The 20349-nt window shown below is 65.4% G+C and carries 15 protein-coding genes and 1 pseudogene; 2 read left to right on the forward strand and 14 right to left on the reverse strand.

Going from position 1 to position 20349, the window contains the following annotated elements; genetic code table 11:
* Nucleotides 1–30 precede the first annotated feature (30 nt).
* Nucleotides 31–1044 carry an NAD-dependent epimerase/dehydratase family protein gene (locus tag MPARV_RS0112810; RefSeq protein WP_051011983.1) on the reverse strand — a complete coding sequence of 338 codons (1014 nt, stop codon included), beginning with the start codon at nucleotides 1042–1044 and terminating at the stop codon, nucleotides 31–33.
* Between the two features lie 9 nt (nucleotides 1045–1053).
* A complete protein-coding gene (locus MPARV_RS0112815) occupies nucleotides 1054–3480 on the reverse strand; it encodes a DUF4012 domain-containing protein (protein ID WP_020378536.1) in 2427 nt (808 codons plus the stop codon).
* An 83-nt stretch (nucleotides 3481–3563) separates the two neighbouring features.
* Between MPARV_RS0112815 and MPARV_RS24815 the strand changes: the two genes are divergently transcribed.
* Nucleotides 3564–4181, forward strand: a complete 618-nt coding sequence (locus tag MPARV_RS24815) for an arsenate reductase/protein-tyrosine-phosphatase family protein (RefSeq protein ID WP_020378537.1) — start codon at nucleotides 3564–3566, stop codon at nucleotides 4179–4181.
* Between the two features lie 40 nt (nucleotides 4182–4221).
* Here the strand turns inward: MPARV_RS24815 and MPARV_RS25575 are convergent, their stop codons facing one another.
* The 12 genes and pseudogenes from MPARV_RS25575 to MPARV_RS24820 form a co-directional block, all read right to left on the reverse strand.
* Nucleotides 4222–5076 carry an SGNH hydrolase domain-containing protein gene (locus MPARV_RS25575; RefSeq protein ID WP_238538861.1) on the reverse strand — a complete coding sequence of 285 codons (855 nt, stop codon included), beginning with the start codon at nucleotides 5074–5076 and terminating at the stop codon, nucleotides 4222–4224.
* 129 nt (nucleotides 5077–5205) lie between these two features.
* Nucleotides 5206–6141, reverse strand: a pseudogene (locus tag MPARV_RS26095) (acyltransferase family protein); the annotation flags it as partial.
* Nucleotides 6142–6232: 91 nt separating this feature from the next.
* Complete coding sequence (locus MPARV_RS0112830; protein WP_020376877.1) at nucleotides 6233–7456, reverse strand: IS110 family RNA-guided transposase; 1224 nt, start codon at nucleotides 7454–7456, stop codon at nucleotides 6233–6235.
* Nucleotides 7457–7775: 319 nt separating this feature from the next.
* Nucleotides 7776–8435, reverse strand: a complete 660-nt coding sequence (locus MPARV_RS0112835) for a sugar transferase (protein ID WP_020378539.1) — start codon at nucleotides 8433–8435, stop codon at nucleotides 7776–7778.
* 11 nt (nucleotides 8436–8446) lie between these two features.
* A complete protein-coding gene (locus MPARV_RS0112840; RefSeq protein WP_020378540.1) occupies nucleotides 8447–9616 on the reverse strand; it encodes a glycosyltransferase family 4 protein in 1170 nt (389 codons plus the stop codon).
* Entirely contained in the window at nucleotides 9613–10371 is a 759-nt protein-coding gene (locus tag MPARV_RS21335) for a polysaccharide deacetylase family protein (RefSeq protein ID WP_157789610.1), read from the reverse strand. The genes MPARV_RS0112840 and MPARV_RS21335 overlap by 4 nt, the downstream gene beginning before the upstream one ends.
* Nucleotides 10372–10439: 68 nt before the next feature.
* Nucleotides 10440–12245 (reverse strand): polysaccharide biosynthesis tyrosine autokinase, encoded by a 1806-nt coding sequence (locus MPARV_RS0112850; protein WP_020378542.1) that lies wholly within the window; start codon nucleotides 12243–12245, stop codon nucleotides 10440–10442.
* Nucleotides 12242–13756 carry a hypothetical protein gene (locus MPARV_RS0112855; RefSeq protein ID WP_020378543.1) on the reverse strand — a complete coding sequence of 505 codons (1515 nt, stop codon included), beginning with the start codon at nucleotides 13754–13756 and terminating at the stop codon, nucleotides 12242–12244. Before MPARV_RS0112855 ends, MPARV_RS0112850 begins: the two co-directional genes overlap by 4 nt.
* A gap of 118 nt (nucleotides 13757–13874) precedes the next feature.
* Nucleotides 13875–14996, reverse strand: coding sequence for a glycosyltransferase (locus tag MPARV_RS0112860; protein ID WP_020378544.1), 1122 nt, complete (start codon nucleotides 14994–14996; stop codon nucleotides 13875–13877).
* Between the two features lie 6 nt (nucleotides 14997–15002).
* On the reverse strand, nucleotides 15003–16151 hold the full coding sequence (locus tag MPARV_RS0112865) for a glycosyltransferase family 4 protein (protein ID WP_020378545.1): 1149 nt from the start codon (nucleotides 16149–16151) through the stop codon (nucleotides 15003–15005).
* The gene (locus MPARV_RS0112870) at nucleotides 16148–17353 is read right to left on the reverse strand and encodes an ATP-binding protein (protein ID WP_020378546.1); all 1206 of its coding nucleotides are present in this window, start codon (nucleotides 17351–17353) and stop codon (nucleotides 16148–16150) included. Before MPARV_RS0112870 ends, MPARV_RS0112865 begins: the two co-directional genes overlap by 4 nt.
* On the reverse strand, nucleotides 17350–17919 hold the full coding sequence (locus MPARV_RS24820; protein WP_157789611.1) for a GNAT family N-acetyltransferase: 570 nt from the start codon (nucleotides 17917–17919) through the stop codon (nucleotides 17350–17352). Before MPARV_RS24820 ends, MPARV_RS0112870 begins: the two co-directional genes overlap by 4 nt.
* Nucleotides 17920–18213: 294 nt before the next feature.
* On the opposite strand from MPARV_RS24820, the gene MPARV_RS0112880 reads away from it, so the two are divergent.
* The gene (locus MPARV_RS0112880) at nucleotides 18214–19929 is read left to right on the forward strand and encodes an ABC transporter ATP-binding protein (protein WP_157789612.1); all 1716 of its coding nucleotides are present in this window, start codon (nucleotides 18214–18216) and stop codon (nucleotides 19927–19929) included.
* The last annotated feature ends 420 nt before the right edge of the window (nucleotides 19930–20349 follow it).

Here is a 20349-nt window from a genome sequence, read left to right on the forward strand (position 1 = left end):
CACTGAACCATTTCCAGGCGCGGACAAACGTCAGGCGGGGTCGGGTGCCGCCGCCCCGCCCACCTCCGCTCCGTCGGGGTCCCACCAGGCCAGCGTGCGGGCCAACCCGGGGCCGAGCTCAACCGGTGTGCGGGTGCCCAGCAGCTGCTCCAGCCCGGCCGGGTCGGCCTGGCTGTGGCGCACGTCGCCGGCCCGGTCGGGGCCGAAGGCCACGTCCAGGCTGCGGCCCAGCAGCGTCTCCAGCTCGGCGATCACGTCCAGCAGCGTCCAGCGCCGCCCGAAGGCCAGGTTCACCGGGCGGGCCGAATCCAGGCCGCCCAGCGCCACCTCGGCCAGCACGTCGGTCACGTCACCCACATAGGTGAAGTCTCGGCTCTGCAGGCCGTCGCCGTTCACCGGGATGTCCCGCCCGGCCAGGGCGGCGTCGAGAAACGCCGGCACCACGGCGGCGTAGGCGTCGCCGGCCCGCTGGCGGGGGCCATACACGTTGAAGAACCGAAACGGCACGGCCGAAAAGCCGTAGCAGTGGCGCCAGGCCAACACGGCCGACTCCCCCGCCAGCTTGGACACCGCGTAGGGGCTCAGGGGTGCCGGGGCCAGGTCGATCGTCTTGGGCAGCACTTCGGCTGCGCCGTACACCGACGACGACGACGCAAACACCAACGGCCGTCCCCCGGCCGCACGGATCGCCTCCAGCACGTTCACCGTGCCGTCCACGTTGGTGGTCATCGACGGCCGGGGCTGATCCACCGAGCGGGGCACCGACGGGATCGCCGCCAGGTGCACCACCGCTGTGGCCTCGGCGACCAACTTGGTCACCAGCGCCTCGTCCAACACCGTGCCCTCCACCAGATCCACCGGGGTGTCGGCATCGCCCACCCCGTCGAGGTTGTCGGGGCGTCCGGTCGACAGGTCGTCCAGCACGGTCACCCGCGTCACCCGGTCGTCGTCGACCAGCCTCCTGGCCAGGTTGCCGCCGATGAAGCCCGCCCCACCGGTCACCAGCACGTGCTGGTCGTCTCGTGGGCTAATGGTCTCACTCATCGGATGTCCTCATGGGTTGGTGGTCAGGCGGACCGTGCGTCCAGGGGCCACCGTTTCGTCGATCACGTTGCGGTCGCCCTCGCGCACCACCACGTTGGTTTCGGTGGCGCCGCCGTTGGCGGGCCGCACCAGCGTCAGGTCGTAGGGCCCCGGCGGCAGCGTGCTCTCCAGGCGCCAGCGCAGGTCGATGCTCTGCCCCGGCGGGATCCTCACGAACACGCTGTGGCGATAGATGCCCTGTTCAACGGCGGTTCGCACCGTCGTCCGCTCGCCGTCCACCTCCAGGCTGACGTTGAGCGACGGGGTGAGGATGGACACCTCCCGGATCTGGGTGCCGATCGGGGTCCCGCTCTCGTTGCCCACCACCACCGGCGGCAGGCGGGCGGGGTCGCCCACGTCGTTGGTGTAGGTCGACGTCAGCGTGGCGATGCGTGCCCCGTCGTCTGCGTCCCAGGCAACGTCGTAGTTGTGGATGCGGTTCAGAAATACGTCCATCTTGTTGGGCGCCACGTTGCGTTCGACGATGCCGAGGAGGTCGCCGTCGGTCGCCGGCAGGGGTGCGCTCAGCCCGGTGCGGTCCAGCAGCGCCCGGTCGTCGTCGACCCCGGTGGCCATCGCCAGGTGTCCGTCGCGCACCAGCGGCCCAAATCGTTCGCCCAGTTCACGGGGCCCGGGCAGGTCGGCCGAGCCCAGCCGGTCGAAGATCTCCCCGGTCAGCTCGCCGATCGCCTCGTCGTCCTCGCCGTCCTGGGGCAGCACCCGAAACTGGTCGCGGGTGAAGAACGCTTCGGTGTTGGTGGCGTTGATCTCGGCGACCGTGCCGGGCACGGCGATCGGCCCGGTGAGGGCCACAAACTCGGCCAGTGCGGCCGGGTCGGCGTAGATCACCCCGTCGATGTGCCCGCGCCCGTTGGCCTCCATCAGGTTGGCGGCGGCGGCGGCCACCACGTCCAGGTCGGGCGACGATGTCCAGTTCTGGGTGTAGCGGCCCGGTGCCATGTCGATGAACGCCGGCGGAAAGTCCGACGATGGCGACGGCGGTTGCCTGGTGGGTTCGGACCCGTACAGCTCACGTGGCGTGCCCGATTCCTCCAGGCCGATGGCACCGTCGTTCACCCACAGCAACGCCCAGCCGCCCATAAACCCGCCAAAGTCGCGCCCCTCGGCCGGGTTGCCCACCATCACCAGGTAGCGCCGCGGCCCGTCGGCGCCCAGCAGCGGCGGCACGTCGGCCAGCGCCAGCTGGGCCAGCTCGGTCTCGGAGGCCAGGTCGCCCACCTCCACGGCCACGTCATCCAGGCGGGTGCGCAGCGGCGCCACCACCCACGGCGACTCGATGTCCGCCAGGCCCTCGACGGCGGCGTCCAGCGACGAGGCCAGCGCCCCCACTGGCACCTCGGTTTCCTTCAGCTGGGCCAGGTTGACGCCCCCACCCTCCTGGCGCAGTCCTTGGTAGTCCACCGACGTTGCGGCAAAGGCGGCGCTGCTGTTGAGGTCCCGCCCCATCGTCGTGCCGGCGCGCAGCGCCTCAAGGTTCTGGGCCACCCCGGGCACCAGCCGGGCCGGGGCCAGCCAGGGTGCGCCCAGCCGGTCCGACGTGTCGCCAAAGCCAACGGCCGCCTCGTTCAACATCTCGGTGGCCGCCCCGGTCTTGCCGTCTCGCGCTGCGGCGGCGCCCCGTCGAGTGTTGTCCACTGCCGACTCCACCGTGTTCACCTGCCCGATCAGCACTCCGCCGGTGGCGATCAGCCCGGCAAGCACCACCACCCCCGTTCCGATCACCGCCAGCCGGGTGCGTCGGCGCCCCACCCGTCCGATGCGCTGGTAGGCCGACACGCACATCGACACAAACAGCACGGTGCCGATCAGCGCCGTGAAACCCAGGGGGCCCACCGGCCGCAGCTGCATCAGGCACAGCGTCACCGCGGCTCCCGCAACCGCCCCCACCGCCCGGTTGCGCCGGTCGGTGGCCAGCAGCACGGTGCTGGCCACCACGGCGGCTAGGCCGAGGGCCAGCCCCACCCCTTCCGCCAGCAGCGATGCCAGCGTGGCGATCACAAACAACGGCCAGCGTCGGGCACGCGACCCGGCCAGCGCGCCAAGCGCCACCAGCGCCGCCCGCTCCACGGCATCAACCCCGGCGTTGCCGGTGGGCGCCACAGCATCGGTCAGCAGCGCCCCCCACACCGCCCCCCCGGTTGCAATCGCCGCCACGGCGGCCACCATCAGCGGTCCACGATTCGAGCGGGCCGTGCGCCCTACCTTCACCCTTGCCGGCTGGGCCCGCCGTGGTTCGTCGACACTGTCGTCCTCGTGGAGGGCAAGCTCCTCCCACTCAAACGACCCGATTTCTGGGGCCACGGGCTCGACGCCGTCGTCGCTCGCGCCCGCGGCACCCCGGTCAGACGTCTGGTTGTCAGGCGACTTCGATGCCACGTGGGGAGGTCTCCGGCGGTTGCGACGGTGGTTCAGAAAAGCAATGCAACGCTACCAGCGCAACAACATGGCAAGATCACGCCATGGGCGCCACCCCTCAGGATCGACAGGACCAACCCGCCCGGTCCGCAGAGCCGTTCCGTCTGGTGTTCGTCTGCACAGCCAACCGTTGCCGGTCGCCGATGGCCGAGCACCTGGCCCGTCGTTCGCTCGAGAAGCGACACATCCCGGCCGAGGTGTGCTCGGTCGGCCGGCTCAACGGCGGCCTCGGCGCCACGCCCGGCGCGGCCGAGGCGATGGCTCGCCGCAAGCTCGACCTCTCCAATCACGTCAGCGCCCAGCTCAGCCCTGAGGTACTGGCTGACGCCCACCTGGTGCTGGTGATGGAGCGCGGCCACCTGTCCGACGTCTACCAGACCCTGCCCGACGCCATCGACTACGCCTTCACGCTCGGCGAGTTTCCCTCGCTGCTGCGCACCACCAGGGGCGACCCGTCACTCCAGTCGGCCGACGCCCCGCTCGAAGGCGCCAGCCGGCGCATTGGACTGGCCAACCAGGCGCGGGATCCGGTGCGCATCCTGATCGACGACGAGAGCTCCGACGTCGCCGACCCGATGGGCCGCTGGGCGTTGCACTACCGACGAACCGCCAAGCAGTTGGCAGGCCTCATCGACGCCTCGCTCGACGGGCTGTTTCCCTAAGCCGCAGAGTGGCCGAACGCCCGACCGACGCTCAAACCACTCAGCGCTTCCGGAGGAGCTCGTCGACCCAGTTTCCGATCCGGTCGGCCTGAAGCTTCGTAAACGCTCGGGTGAGGTGGTTACCCCGGGCGGCTACCCAGGTTCCACCGACTCTGATTGGGCAGGGGTCACCCGGGCACGTGATCGCTGTCAGGTCGAGGCGGTCGACGTTCGCGTCTTCTACCAGTTGGATTTCAGCGGCCGAATAACTTCTGAGGTCGACCAGCGCCTCATCCTTCGGGATCGCACACTCCGCCATTGAGAAGTCACGCGAAAGGCACTGCAGCGGATCGCCCGAGTTGGGGTTGTCTACGAGGAGTCCGAGCGGCACATTGGCATCCGAAATAAATTCAGCCAAACCCAGGGCGCTGCGAGACCATGCCGCTACATCGTCAAATTTCCGTCGGGATGAACCGGCATCTGTCATGACAACCGCAGAAATTTGATCGTTGGACAACAGGCCGACGGTCTCATTTTGAAACAAGGCGCAGCTTTGATCGTCGGCGCTCTTCTCGGCGGCCGAAGGCCCAAGCGGAGCCGCAGGGCAATTTCCATAGTTTCGAAGCGCAACAGCAAAGCCGTTCAATCGACCAGCATCGGAGAACGCTCCGACCCATTGCGCCGCGTGGGAGTCGCCAATGAGCAACACGACCGGAGCGCCCGGTTCGTCGGAACCACCAAGACACACGTCTGCCCCCAGCAGCGTGCTGTTCTGTTCGCAACCATCGGGCCTGTAACTCTCCTCCGCCTGGACCCATTCGGCAACTTGGGGGTCCGAAACCCCGATTCGCCCCCAAACCACGACGCCGATGGAACATGCTGCACCAAACCCGAGCGCTGCTGCGCCAAAGGCCAAGCTGCGAGTTGACGACTTGACCAAACTCGGGGCGAGCCGTACTCGCTGCTCAACGAAATGGAACGACGCCGCTGCTGGAACGATGGCCGCCACACACGCAATCCGGGCGATGGTCTTGTTGCCGTTGGTCGCCGCCAGCGCGAGGACGAATGCAGGCCAGTGCCACAGGTACCACGAGTAGGAGTACCTTCCGATTCGTCGCGCTGGCGACCAACTGAAGATCCCAGGTACCGAGAAGCCCTGCTCCCTCGGGCCATGGGTGAACCCCAGGATCATGGCGACGCTCCCGATAACTGCTAGCAACGGCCACGCCCCTGGAAACCCCACATCGACAGGCGTCCACACGAACGCGGCCACGATCATGGCCAGCCCACCGATTGTGAACAGCCGCCCAGTCCGTCGATCCAAGCTCCATTGCCAGAAAAGCGCAGCTGAACCGCCGATAATGAACTCGTACAAGCGCGTGTGCAGTCCATAGAAGGCCCACAGCGGAGATGACGTCGTTTGGACCACGCTGGCCAGAAGTGAGCCCAACCCAAGGAGCGCTAGTGCGACCGCCAACGTCCGCTGCCTTGACCAGCGGAGTCTCTTCATGGCTACGACCGCGAACGGACCCAGGACCAGCGGCCAGACAAGGTAGAACTGCTCCTCAACTCCGAGCGACCACAGATGAAGAAACGGGGACTCGCGAAGTGGCCCGTCGAAGTAGTTCCCACCCCGAGTCGCCGCAGCGATGTTCATTCCGAAGAGATCCGAAGCAAACCCGTAGAACCCGACGCGCTCCAGTTCCTGGGGCGCCAGAAACATCACGCTCCCCAAGCAGGTCACGGCGATTACCAGCACCATGGCCGGCACAATTCGTCGAGCACGACCCGCCCAGAACTCTCGAAGCTGCTGTGGAGAGCCAGCCGCCTGCTTCGTGACGATCTGGCGCGTGATCAGGAAGCCCGATATGGCAAAGAAGATGTCGACGCCCACGAACCCGCTTGACATGCCGGGGAAATCAATGTGGTTGAGCACCACAGCAACGACCGCAAGAGCACGCAGCCCATCGATCGCCTGGATGTACGGAAGACGGCTCGGGCTTTGGGCGTCACCGCCGCCAGCTTCCCCAAGCTGTTCTCGCGATTTGAGGGGGGGTGTTCCTGTCTTGTTGTCAAGCGGCTTGGGGGAGGTTTTCGGGTTGGGGTTGCCGGTAGGGCTCGCGGTTCTTGAGCATGGCGAGGATGAGGTCGCAGCGTCGTCTGGCGACGCAGATGACGGCGGCGTTGTGCTTCTTGCCTTCGGCTCGTTTGCGTTGGTAGTAGGCGCGGGCGTCGGGGTCGTGTTGGGTCGCGACGAACGCGGCGAGGAACAGGGCGTTCTTGAGCCGGTGGTTCCCTCGGCGTTGCCTGGTGGCGGTGTCGAGCGTCCGTCCGGATTGCCGGTTCACTGGGGCGAGCGCGGCGTACGAGGCGAGGTGCCCTCCGGTCGCGAACCGGTGGGGGTCACCGATCTCGGCGAGGGTCCTCGCTCCGGTTCTGGGCCCGAACCCGCACAGGGTCACCAGAACCTTCCCGAGAGGGTGCGCAAGGAACGCCTCCTCGATGTCACCCTTGAGGGCATCACGCCGGGCAGCGATCTTGGTGAGGTCACCCGCGAGATCGGCGATCACCTCACCCCAGGTGTCCTCGGCTGGCAGCGTCAACGTTTGCGCATCCAATGCCTCCCAGATTTGGTCGGTGAGTTTGTCGGCCAAACGCGGCGACCGTTTCGAGACCAGCGTCCGAACCCGGGTTTTCCCGGCTGCCCGGAGGGCGGTCGGTGTAGCCCAACGACCCATCAGATCCTGCACACCTCCGTGGCCGAGTTTGGGGCCGACAACCCGCTCCAACGCTGGAGAAATCGACACGAGAGCGTCACGGCATCGGTTGATGGTTCGGGTGGCGTCACCAGCCAGATCGACGTCTCGGCCGTTCAACACCCGCAAACGAACCAACAGCTCGTCGTCGATATCGAGCCACGCGAGCCGGTCGACATGACGGCGCGCGTAGTCAGCGAGGATGAACGCATCACGAGGGTCGGTCTTCGCGGAACCCGCGTACAAGTCAGCCGCGCGTCGCATCTGCAGACCGGTCACATACGCCACCGGGACCTGCCGTGCTGCGGCGGTCGCCAACAACAAGTGCGCCGACGACGCTGTCATATCGATCACCAAAACCGTTCGACCCGCAGCGCTGGCGGTGTCGATCGCGGCTTCGATATCAGCCTGGTCGTTGCGGACCGTCCTCGCGTACAGCTCGTTCCCGTCAGGCCCGATCGCGTGGGCGTAGTGGTCTTCTTTGGCCATGTCGACCCCGACGAAAACGTCGACATCGGTGGCGGTTGGTTGGTCTCCCATCGATCGCTGCTCCCCTTGGATTGTCGGTTCTGGAAACCGCTCGACTCATGGGTGAGGTCGCCGTCAACCACCTTACGAATCAGCCCCTCAAGGCATGTTCCTGTCAGAGGTCAACCCAACCCGAACACGGCGGGTGGCAACACCCCCCAGGCCATCAAAGTGACAGGGGGCAGGAGCCCTGCCCGCCATGTCGAGCGGTCAGCCCCAAGTCTTGCTCAGGACCTACCAACAAGGTAAGGGGGTCGTCATAGCGTGCGAATCCTAACGATCCGATGTCACCGACTGAGCAGTGCACTTCACCAGGTCGTAACTCACCAAATCAGCCGTCGGCCAGCATGGGGTCGTCGGCGTCGTGGCCATCGGCGCCCTCGCCGGTCAGCACGGTCGAAACGGTCCGGACCAGGATGTCCACGTCCCGCCGTAACGACCGGCTGTCGATGTAGGCAAGATCCAAGTCGATGCGATCGGCCCACGCCAGCGAGTTTCGTCCGGACACCTGGGCCAGGCCGGTCAGCCCCGGTCGCACGGTCAACCGCCGAGCCTGCGCTTGGGTGTAGCGGTCCACCTGCGAGGCGACGGTCGGCCGGGGACCAACGGCGCTCATCTCCCCCTTCGCCACGTTCAGCAGCTGGGGCAGCTCGTCCAGCGACCAGCGGCGCAACATCGCACCAACCCGGGTGATGCGGGTGGGGTCGGGCACCAGCGGGTTGTCGCCATCCACCATGCTGCGAAACTTGTACACCTCAAACGGGTCGCCGTTGAGCCCAACCCGTTCCTGACGAAACAGCACCGGGCCCCGCGAGGTCAGCCCGACGCAGGCACCGATCAGCAGTCCGATGGGCACCAGCACCGGCGACGCGGCGATCAGCACCGCCCAGTCGAGCGCCCGTTGCAGCCGGTAAGGCCGAGGGGCGGGCAGGGCGCTGAGGTCCGGCGGGGTCGTGGCGCTTTCGGGGTCGGGTTCTTCTGCGGGCGCCACGGGCGAAGTCTTCACGACGGCGCCCGCTCGGGCAACAACCGTCGGTACGTGTCCAACGTCAGGTCGATCTGGTATTGCTGGTCAAACCGGTCGCGTGCCCGCTGAGCGGCGGCAGCGCCCATCGTGTGTCGCCGTGCCGGATCGTTCAGCAGCAGCCGAAGAGCGCTCTCCAACCCAGCTGCATCCTTCACCGGTACCAGCAACCCGGTCACGCCATCGTCCACCACCTGGCGACAGCCGCGGATCCTGGTCGCGATCACGGGCAGCCCCATCGCTGAGGCCTCCATGGCGGCCCGGGGAAAGCCCTCCCGATGGGATGCCAACACAAACACATCGGCGGCGGCGTAGTAGCGCTCGGGTCGGTCGCTGAAGCCCACCAGGCGCACTCCGTCGTCGGTCGCCTCGGACACCTCGGCATCGGTCAGCTGGTCGGCCTTGCCGGCCTCGGTCGGGCCCACCACCACCAGCTCGTGGTTCGAGCCACTGCGCCGGAGGCGACGGTGCGCCTCGAACAGCTCCCGAAAGCCTTTCTCGGCCACCAGGCGTCCAACGGTCACCACCACCGGGGTGTCGTCTGCCACACCCCAGGCCTCCCGCAGCTCGCGCCGCTCCCCCGCCATCGCTTCACGGCGATCGAACCGATCCAGGTCGATCCCGTTGCCCAGGTTGAACAGCCGCTCGTTTGGCACACCCCAACGGGCGAGGGTGGCCGTGTCCTCCGGGTTCTGGATCAGCTCGGCGTGCGAGCAGGTGGCGGCGCCCCGCTCGAGCACCCGCACCATCGTCCGCAGGGTTCGACCATCGCTGGGCTGCGCATACAGGCCGTGCACCGTGTTGACCACCGCCGGCACCCGCGCCGCCCGGGCCGCCGGGCGGCCCAGCCAGCCAGGCTTGGGGTTGTGGGTATGCACCACGTCGGGCTTCAGCTCCTTGAACAGCCGATACAGCTCGCGGGCGGCGCGCAGGTCGGCGCGGGGGTCCATGCTGCGCGTTAGGTGTTCGACGGGCACGTGGCGGATCCCTCGGGCCTCCAGTGCGGCCACGTGCTCTCCCGGCGCCGAGGCGCCGATCACGTTCCACCCGGCGGCCGCAAACGCCTCCAGCTGCGGCCCCAGCAACAGCTCCAGGCTGATGTCGGTGGTGGTGACGTGCACCAACGTCGGCGCCGCCGCGTCGCTCACGTTCGTGCGCCTCGATAGGTCACCCGCTGCACCAGGCGCCGAACGTCGTCCTCCAAGCGCATGCCCCCGGCAAGTTTGTGGGTCACATCACGTGGGCTGTCCGAACGCTGGATCGGCGACCGGGTCAGCCGGTAGGGGTCGGTGTGGCCTGCACGGTTGGGCCGGGTTCCCGCCACTGCGGCCGAGGTGAAGCGGTCGCGGATCAGCACGTCGTTCTCGACCGACGGCGCCAGCGCCTTCGGGTAGGCGAAGTGCTCCGGCCGGCTGCCGGTCAGCTCAGCGAGCAGCTCGATCGACCGATCGAGGTCGGCCGCCACCACCGACGCGGGCTCCCGGTCCAGCAGCAGGTGAGAATGGGTATGGCATCCGACGGTCACCAGCGGGTGGCTGGCAACCTCGGCCAGTGCCGCCTTGCTGAGGGGTGCCGCCCCGTCGGGCCAAGGTTCGCCGGCGATCACCGGTTCGGTGGCCACGTAGACGGTGGCCGGCAGGTCGAAATCGTCGAGCACCGCCAGCACGTCATCGGCAAAGTCGGCCGTGCCGTCATCGAAGGTCAACACCACGCACGGCTCAGGCTCAGCCGGTGCCCCGGCCGAATACTCGGCGAGCGCAGCGTCCAAGCTCAGCACCCGGCAGCTGTCGGCCAGCTCCGCCATCTGCGCCCGAAAGCGGTCGAGCGGCAGGTCCATCTGGGAAGTGCCGCCGGTGCCCACCCGGTGGTAGGCAAGCACCACAAGGCCGGAGGTAGGCAGCACGGCGTCGGCGCTGGCCGCAGCCCACTTCAAAACTTGGCGTGCCCTGCCAGCCACAGCCCCTCGCGGGCTCAAGGGGCGGTGCCCACCTCTTCGGCGCGCTGCTTGGAGTCGTCGGCCACCTTGGGCTTGCCCCCAACCCTGTCGGCGTCATCCTCGGAATCGTTGTCGTGGTCGCCAACGAAATCGCTGTCATCGGAGTCGTCGATGACGAACGATTTGGCCGGACCCACCGCATCTTTCAGGCCTTCGTGCGAGTAGTAGTCGTAGTAATAGGCCTGACGACGGCCGGCGTTGGGCGTTCCCACCAACAGCGTGCCCATCACGTCGGCACCCACGCGCTCCAGCGCATCGATCGACTGGACAAGGTCATCCTCTGTGCTGCGCCCCGAGCGGACCACCATGATCACGTGGTCCACCACCGGCAGCAGGTCCAGCGCGTCGCTCGAAGCGTTCAGTGGGCTCGTATCGATGATCACGGTGGCGTTCTGGGACGCAGCCTGAGAAACCAATTGCCGGGTGGCGGCGATCAGTTCGCTGACGTCACGCGTGGGACGCCCCGACAGTGCCAGGTACAGGTTGGGGAACTTGGTGGGCCGCACCACCTGGTCCACCTTTGGACGCCGCTCCGCCGGACCGGTCAGGTCGGCGATCGTCGGGCCTGCGTCGATACCCATCACGTCGGCCAAGGCCGGGCGACGGAAATCGGCGCCCACCAGCAACGTGCGAACGCCAACCTCGGCCATCGCCTGAGCCGTCAAAAGCGCCGACGTGGTTTTGCCCTCGCCGGGCGCCGTCGAGGTGAACATAAACACGCCGCCGTGGCCATCACTCTTGGTTGGTGCCGGGCCCGCCGCTTTTCCGGTCGCTCCGAACGTTCCTCGTTCATAGACAAACTGCATGGCCGACCGCACCCGGCGGTAGGCCTCGGCCCACACGCCGGTCAATATCAGCGAACCATCGGCGGTGGGCCGCCGGTTGGCTGCTACGAAGCCCACCTCGGCGATGATCGGCAGCGGGCAGGCTTCGGCCAGCTCGGGCCGGGTGTCGATTCGACGGTTCAGCCGCTCCAGAATCAGCGCCAGGATTATTCCGAGCAACAGACCGAACAGTCCCAGAAATGTCGCTCGCAGGAACAGGCTGTTGGGCACCTCGAAGGCCCCGCGCTTATCCCGTTTCGGTTGCTGTTCGCCGAGCGACTGGTAAGGCTGGGTCGAGGCCAGCTGCGCCTTTTGCACCGTGGCCTCCGAACGGGCCTGCGCTGCCGCATCGGAGAGCGACTGCCGCTGCGACACCAGCGCCGGATCGGGCCCATCGTTGCCTTGCACGACCCCGCCGGTCTCTGGGTCCGTCACTTCTGCGTCGGGATCCACCAGGTCTGGATAGGTCTCGTCAAACGTCGCCAAGTCCGCCTCAGCGGCCTTGGCAGCCTCGGCCAGCTGCTCCACGCGAACGCGTTCGGCCTCCTGGCGCTGGCCGTTGGTCACGTCGAGGAAGGCTGTGGTCACGGCGTTCACCCGCTGGGCAGCGACGTCGGGATTGACATCCACGCTGGCGATCGTGATGGCCTGACTTTCGGTGTCAACCGTGACGGTCATATCGGACGCAAGCTGGTCGCCTCGCTCCCCATCGCCGATCGCTTCTGCTGCGATAGTCGGTATCTCGCCGCGGGTCACCTTGAGGCTGTCCTGTTGCACCGACACGCCGCCGGTACCGGACGAGTTGGCCACCACCACCTGCTCGGCTCGGTACTGCTGCACGATGTCGCTAGGTGCAAGCTGCGAGGACACGGCGCCTGCCAGCACGCCGATCGCAAACGCTACGGCCAGGATGGGCCAGCGACGCCGCAGCACCGCGGTCACTTTGGTGGAGATCATAAATTCACTTTCGATGCCGACCGAATTGGGGGCGGGTCGTGCTCTGGACGCGACGATCCAAGTTGAACCGCAGACAGTACCGGCAGCGCACCTGCATCGTCAGTTCTGAGGCCGCTGGACTGCTGGCGGCGACCTGAACGGTTCAGCAGAAGGCCTCGTCCCTTCTCGATGGGAGGCGTCGCTAGGAAGACGAAAATCAGGGCCAGCATGATCGACCGCTGACGGGCGAGGATCCCGAAGTTTCCAATGTATGAGAACGCCATGATGAATGCGCCGGTGAAGGTCAGAACGAACACCAGGTAGGGGCGACGGAGCGACAGCTTCAAGCCACCCACCAGCCTTCGCCAGCCGGTCACGACCAATCCGACGAGAGCCAGGCTTTCTAGAGCGGCCACAAGGGTGCTCGCCCCGCTGGCTTCCCAGAGGAAGGGACGGAAGATCACGGTGACGATGGCCCAGGGCACGTCCAGCGGCGAACTGACCGCCGGGGCATCAAACGCCGACCCCCCGATGCTGGTCTGGCTCAGGGTCTTATCGAGAACACCGGTGACCCCGCCGCCCTCATCGGCCGTTCCAAAGAACTTGGCCGTCTGGCTGAACACCACCACCGCCGCCACGACAAGCACCCCGAGCGCCACTACTCGAACTGCTGTCGACTTGAGTTTGGCACCATGCCCAATGCCACCAAGGGTCCCCACCATGCTGGCGACGCCAAGCGCAGCAACACCGATCGCTGCGAGGTGCGGCCGGATGAACAGCAGGCCCGCCAATCCGGCAACAAACAATGCGATGCTGCCGGTGCTCACGCGCTCGGCCAACAGCTGGGCGGCGGCGAAGCTCAGCAGCCCGAGCGCGAGGATCATCAGGGCCTCTTTACCAATCGATGCTGGCCAATAGAGCAGCGATGGGAAGAACAGCAGGAACATCAGGTACCGCTTGTCATCTGCCTCCGGCACCGCCCGCCGGAGCGCCCGCCACATCAGCAAGCGACCCCCAAATGCAAACCAGGCAAAAACGATCGATCCCGCCCATCTTGAGGTGCCAGTGAACAGGTAGACGACGGCGAGCACCACCCCGATTCGCTGCGATTCCGCAGGGAAGCTCTCGAGGCCGGGAGGGACGGTCGTGAATGTCCCCTGCTTCATCAAGGTGGCCAGCTGAGCGGCACCTCCGGAGTATCTGCCTGCGTCCGCCGAGTCGTTGTAGATGACGGTGACGAAGAAGTACCGCACCAACACGCCCGCGATGGTCGCCACCATCCCCCACATCAGCATGCGGGCCAATCGGGGGTCGCCCTCCTTGCGGGCAAGCCAATTCAGCACCGGAATCGTCAGCGCCACCAGGACGGTGAGCGTCAAGATCCCCGACCACGCATCGAACGCCAAGCGGTCCAGCCCCACCGCCGCCCCCATCACGATGACGAGAATGGCGAGCAACCCGCTCAGGGCCGCCAGCCCCTCGCCCGAAGGCCCGAGCGCGGAAGTGAGCAGAGGCTGCCGTCGGGCGCTCAACTTACGATCCCGCACTGCCTGGAGTGATTCTCAGACATTCGGCGGTTCCGCATGCCGAAGACGTTACCGGATTCGCCGATGCACGATCCGTCGCCAATTATGACGGACTGATCTTGCTTCACTGGCGGGGCCTTCCCGTTATGAGCCGTTCGTAGACGACCTCTTGGCGCTTTACTGCAACTCGGGCGTCGAACACTTCTGCGTGTGCCGCGGCCGCCACACCCAAGCGTCGTCGAAGACCTGAGTCGGCGATCATGCGACCAAGTTCGACGGCGAGGGCAGTCGAGTCTTCGGGCGCTACCAGCAAGCCGGAGCGGCCGTGCTGGATGTGCTCCGGGAGACCACCCACGTTCGTCGTCACTGCCGGTACCCCCAAAGCGCAGGCCTCCATGAAGGCAACTGGCAAGCCCTCCTGACGGGACGACAGACAAAACACGTCGGATCCAGCCAGGACTGAGACTGCGTCCTCTCGAAATCCGAGAAAGCGGAAGCGATCGCCAAGACCGAGCTCTGTGTGCAGCGCTGCTAGATCGTCCTCCATCGGACCGTGCCCAACAGAAATGAAGGTCACGTTGTCGAACTCGCCCACCAGTTCCGCAGCGGCCGACATCAACACGTCCTGGGCCTTCTCGCGTCGAAGGTGAGCGATGTTGGCAACGACGATCTGATCTGGCGAGATACCTAGCGACTCTCGCTTGGCATCCCGATTGTTGGCGGCCCGCCGCACATCACCCAGATCGATTCCGTGTGTTAGAGGCTCGAGGCCGCGTCGCAACACCTTCGGCACCGACGCCTGCACCGATTCCGATACAGCAAACTGGGCTTCGTCGAAGTGATAGGTCAACGCGTTGGCTGCCCTGGTCGCCGTTCCGTAACAGTCCCAGGTGTTGTGTTCGGTATATACGAGGTGGGGCCCGCCCCGCATGGCCCGCAACGCGGGTCGACTCATTGCCGCAGGTTGGGGTGAGTGGTGGTGCACCACGTCAATCTCGCGGTCACGCACCAGCCGCGTGAGGTCTCGGATCCAGCGCGGATCGCTGCCGTTCCGGGGCTCGAGTTGGGTACACCCCACTCCGAGCTCCTCGAGTTCGGCCACCACCGAACTGGGACGGTCGACCAGATATGCGGCGTGGTACTCAAATCGTTCGTGGTCCCCGGTCCGCGCGTGGTGAACCAGCAAACGCTCCATCCCACCGGGTCCGAGCCCTTTGGCCACCCACAGCACCTTCAGCGGACGCATACATGCTCACTCATTGATCACCCGGCGGTACATCTCAACCGTGGCGTCGGCCACGAGGTCCAGCTCGTAGTACTCCTGAAATCGTTGTCGTGCGGCCTCGCTGAGCGACGTTTGCAATGCTGCATCCTCCAGGAGTCCGGAGATCGCCTGGGCTAGCGCACGGTCGTCATCTCGGGGGGTCACCCGCCCGTAGCGACCGTAGCCAAGCACTTCGGCAATCGCGGGCGCATCCGATCCAACGATCGGGGTGCCCAGCGCCATTGCCTCGATCAGTACCGAGCCCAACCCCTCGTAGTAGGAAGGAAACGCAAACACGTCGGCAGCGGCGATCAGCGCCAGCGCATCGTCGCGGTGGCCAAGCACCCGGATACTCGATCCAAGGTTGACGTTCTCGAGCGCCTGGACCAACACGTCGGTTGCATCGCCTTCTCGACCGACCAGCCACAGCTCTGATTGAGGATGTCGCTTGCGCACCTCGGCGAACGAGCGCACGAGTCCGGCCTGGTTCTTCTGAGCGTCCTGACGACCAACTGTCAGTACCACCGGCGTAGCGGGCCCCACCCCGAGTTTGGCCCTCATCGCCTTCCGTTCACCGGGCTCGGGTCGACGCAGAGCACTCGCTGATCTCCCCCGCGGGATCACTTCCACTCGGTCAGGCTTCACCCCCAACAACCGCGTCGCTTCGTCCTCGACGGCATGGGTGATTGCGTGCACCCGGTCGACCCGAAGCCGGGCGGTGAACCCGTCGATGCGCTGCACCACCCCCAGCTTCAGCGGCGACAAGCCCAACTGCCGCACCCTCACCGGGTCATATGACGTGTTCACCAAGCTGTTGACCAAACGCTCCGGGCGTCCCAACAGCGCCAACCTGGCTACGAGCGACGCGTTGAAGAGGGTGCAGTGGACAAGATTTGGCGATTCGACCGCGATCTTGGCACGGAGTGCCCTGACACGCCCTGGAAGTGAGGTGGGCCCCAGCACCTGCACGGGGAAGCCCTCTTCGCTCAGTCGTGCTTGGATGCCGCCTTCACGCGGGATGAGGCACGCCACGGACGAGTCGACCCCCCGTTCTCGAAGCAGCGGAAGCATCACAGCAAGCGCCTGCTCGGCACCACCGCCGAGGCCAAGCGCATCGATGACGTGGAGAACTTTCATAGCGCAGGGGCTCGTCCTGCAAGCCTCCTCAGGCGTGTCCATGCCCGACCACCGAAGTACGCCGCCAAAGCCAGGGTCGCTGCCGGGTCGCGTCGGCCCATCACAGCTCTGACCCGGTTGGGGCTTCGAGCGAAGGCCACGCGATCGCGCAGCGCATGCCTCCACTCGCCAGGCTCGGCGATCAGCCGCTGCGCCCAGGCGCTTCCCACCCAGCCGGTGGCGGCCACCTGTGTCGGCACGCACGCGGGCCGTTCATCAAACGCAGCGTCTCGGTAGGCCATCAGCACGGTGTCGACGCCAGCCCTGCTGGCCAGGAAGTGGATCGCCTCCAGCCGCGGGTTGAACTCGATGAACCACAACTTGCCGTCGGCACGGATGAACTCAATGCCACCCACCCCCCGGAAACCTGACGCATCCAGGAAGTCGATGGCCCCCTGCCGCACATCGGGCAGGTCCACCGCCTCGCCCCAGGCCATCACCCCGCCGTCGGGCCCGGCCTGACGGCGCTTCCGGCCGGTGCACACCGCCGTGGAGGTGCCGTCAAGACTGCGCCACACGACGCCGAACTCAACGGCTTCCACCGGGGCCTCCACAAACTCCGACACCACCAACCTGGCGCCATGCCCAACGAGCTCACCGATCCGTGCGGCAGCGACGACGGGGTCGCCCAGCAGTTCAACCTTCGAGGCCTCGCCCCCAGAGGTTGTTGACGCTTCCGGCCGGACCACTACGGGAAATTTCAGTTGAGTGATCGCGGCGACGTCATCGGCGGAAGCAACCCCAACCCACTCAGGCACCCGCAGCCCCGCTGCAACGGCGACTGCGGCCGCATCGCTCTTGGTCAGCAGCGGTTCAAGTATCTCTACCGACGGCAGAACCGGTCTGTACTTATCGGGGATCTCGCCACGCGCTGCGTTGAGCAACTCAGCGGTCCGATCGCTGAGTGCCAGCACCGGGATCGGGCCGCCGCCCACCAACGTCCGGCCCAGCCATGAAAGGATGTCGCCGACGACTAGGTCCGAGTCACTGTGAAAGTCCGCTGCGGCCCGCACCCAACGACTTCGCCGAAAGACGCTCGAACCGGCACCAAGTGTCGCCACGTAAACCGGGACACCCATTGAGCCCAACGAGCGGGCGGCGTGCAAAACGCCACCCCATGTTGGTTCGGTCACCAGCACGCACGCCGGTGCTTCTGCGTTCACGGTTGCGGCGGCCCCCCATCCGATTTCATCGACACATCGGAGCTACCCGCACGCTGCACGCCCAGCACATAGGTCGACCATTCCTCACCAAAATGCTCCCACCCCACCGATTCCAGTGACTTCAGCGAAGCTTTGTTCCATGCATAGACCAGGCCCCAAACCAGCTGGGCGGCCGGAACGCGCTGGGCATAGGTGTACACCATGTGGGCAAACAGCGACTGACCGCGATAGTCAGGATCAACGTAGCTTCGACACGAGAAGTGCTGGTCATGGGGCACTTCGATCTGCCGTTGAAGCTCGTGGTGGTACACCGACCCGGCCGTCATCCACGAACTAGAGGCGATGCGATCGCCGTCATAGACGGCGATGCACGTGGAACGCTGCCGATGGAAATGATCCAGGTCGCTCCGCTCCAGGTGGGGGTTGGTAGCAAGGATCAGATCAAAGCGATCCGGACCGAGTAGTTCCGTTCGGTAATCTACTCGGCGCCTTGGGGGTACGTGGCTGCCCGCCGACGCCCCGAGCCGCCTCATAACCACCTTGCGATACACCGCCTTGCGATACACCAAGCGAACCGCTTGCCGAGGAGACACCCCTTTCAATTGGTCGCGCCTTGCCGCCAAACGGCTCACGACCCTGCCCGCCGTCCATATTCGATCTTCCAGAGCACCGGCCGAGAATAGCCGGGTATCGCCTCCTTCACGGACCGATGCGATCCCGACTCCTCGTCAGCACCAGGTTGGGTCGCTTCGTCCAGCAAGAGACGCTTCGGGTACCGTTTGCTTGTGGCACTCAGATACCCCTCGAAGGCGCGGGACTCTCGCCGGTCCAGCGGGGGGCTCAGTGACAATTGGTCGGACTTGGAGAACTTCTTGCCTGATCGCAGCGGGTTCAAGGTGGCTGCTGTCGGCGGCTTGTCCTTCGTCGGCGGCCTTGCCGAGTCAACGGTGCTGGTATTGCTAACCCTCACCGCCGACGGGCTGATCCGAAACGCTGACACAGTGCAAATCATTGGTGTGGCGTTAGCAAGGAGAAATGCCGTCCTGCTGGCGCTCGTGATGGTAGCAATACGGATCGTAACGATCATGGGTAGCGCCGTTGTCTCAGCTCGTTTTACTGCTGAAGTCACGGCAATCGCTCAGCACAAAGTAATGGCTAGATACCTTGAGGGGTCGTATGTAGCGCGAAGTTCTCGGCCACCCGGAGACATGAACGCTGTCGTGACCGGCCACGCACAGCTCACCGGCGGCCTCGCCAACGGGTTTACCGTGGTGGCGGCGAGTGTGTGCGGCCTACTGGCGTTCGGCGGGGCGTCACTGATCGTCAATCCGATTGCGACCCTTGGAATCGCTGTAATCGGGCTGATAGTGCTCGGCCTCATGCGGCCACTTCGAGCGCGGAGCCGCGCCTACGCTCGGGAGCTAGCCGATTCGACCCGATTGCTCGGGCAAGAGGTCTCGGAGATTGAGCTGCTTCACCGGGAGATCGAACTCTTTCAGGTCGCCGAACGGGCGCTTGGCCGAGTGAACCTACAGATCACCTCGTTCACGGACTCCATTCGACGGATCAGGATTCTTTCGACGGCTACACCTCAGCTGTTCCAGACCGCCATGCTCGCTGCAGCTGTGATCAGCCTGTTGCTAATAGTCGAGAGCGTCGACGGTGCACGATTGGCATCAGTAGGTGCGGTTGTTCTACTTCTGATCAGGTCAATGTCCGCAGCTCAACAGTACGTGACGGCCAATCAGCGAGTTATCGACAACGCCGCTTACGCCCAATCGGTAAGCGAACTGATCAACACGTTGTCGGTCAACCCAAACGCGTTCGGAAACGAGCGGCCTGCTTCCATGACCCCGATCCGGTTGGACCAGCTTTGTTTCAACTATGGAGATGACAGCAATGTTCTGACCAATATCCAAATCGAGTTACAAGAAGGCCAACTGGTGGGCGTGGTCGGGCCCTCCGGAGCGGGGAAGTCCACTTTGGTCGAACTGCTGTTGCGCTTGCGTGAGCCAACCAACGGACGGATCTTAGGGGGGAGTACCGAGTGGCAATCCATCGACCCAGGAGAATTCGCCAAGCGCGTCGCATTCGTGCCGCAGCAGTCAGTGCTGATCGCTGGCACCGTGGCGGAGAACGTCGATCTCTTCCGCGGCCTTCCCCACGACCGCATCGTTCAGGCAATTAAAGAGGCCCACCTCGAGAAAGAAATTTCCGAACTTCCGGACGGAATCAATACTCGCCTCGGGACTGATGGCCGGGCGCTCTCCGGCGGCCAACGACAACGGCTTACCATCGCACGGGCTTTGGCAGGCGATCCAGAGGTTCTAATCCTCGATGAACCGACAAGTGCGCTCGACGCACTCTCAGAAGCTGCAATCCGCCAGACCCTTGAAGTGCTGCCCGCGGGGCGGTTGGTGATTGTGGTCGCTCATAGGTTCTCCACCTTGCGATCCTGCAACCGAATCGTTGCACTCAACGAAGGTCGCATTGAGATCGATGCTTCACCCGAAGAAGTGCTTGAAAAATCCGACTTCTTCCGCGCAATGGTCAACGACGGTGTTCGAAATCCATAAGGAACCCAAGGAAATCGAAGCTTCCAATAGATCTGACGATGCGCCCCCTGCTGAAAAGCTACAAACGCGCAACCGCTTGGAAACGACGTTGAAACGGCTGGAGACGCAGTGAGGCGCCTATTTCGGAGTCGGAAACACCCGTCAGGACAAGCGATGCAGCTGACGGTTCTCACGCCAGAGTGGGCTCGCACTGCGCCACACCTATCTGAACTCTATATTTCGATGGCCGAGCAAGGGGTGTCGGTTCGGACCAGCACTCTTCGGGCATGGGCCCTAACTCCGGCCCGGACGATGCCGCGGTGTGAGGTGTTTCACCTCAACTGGCTGGATCACCTCGCCGGTCGGCAGCAAGCTACACAGCGAGCTGCCTGGCTGATGAGGCTGATCGGACTTCTGGTGCTTGGCCGTGGTCGCGGACGG

Source organism: Candidatus Microthrix parvicella Bio17-1, from assembly GCF_000299415.1.
GTDB classification, from domain to species: domain Bacteria; phylum Actinomycetota; class Acidimicrobiia; order Acidimicrobiales; family Microtrichaceae; genus Microthrix; species Microthrix parvicella.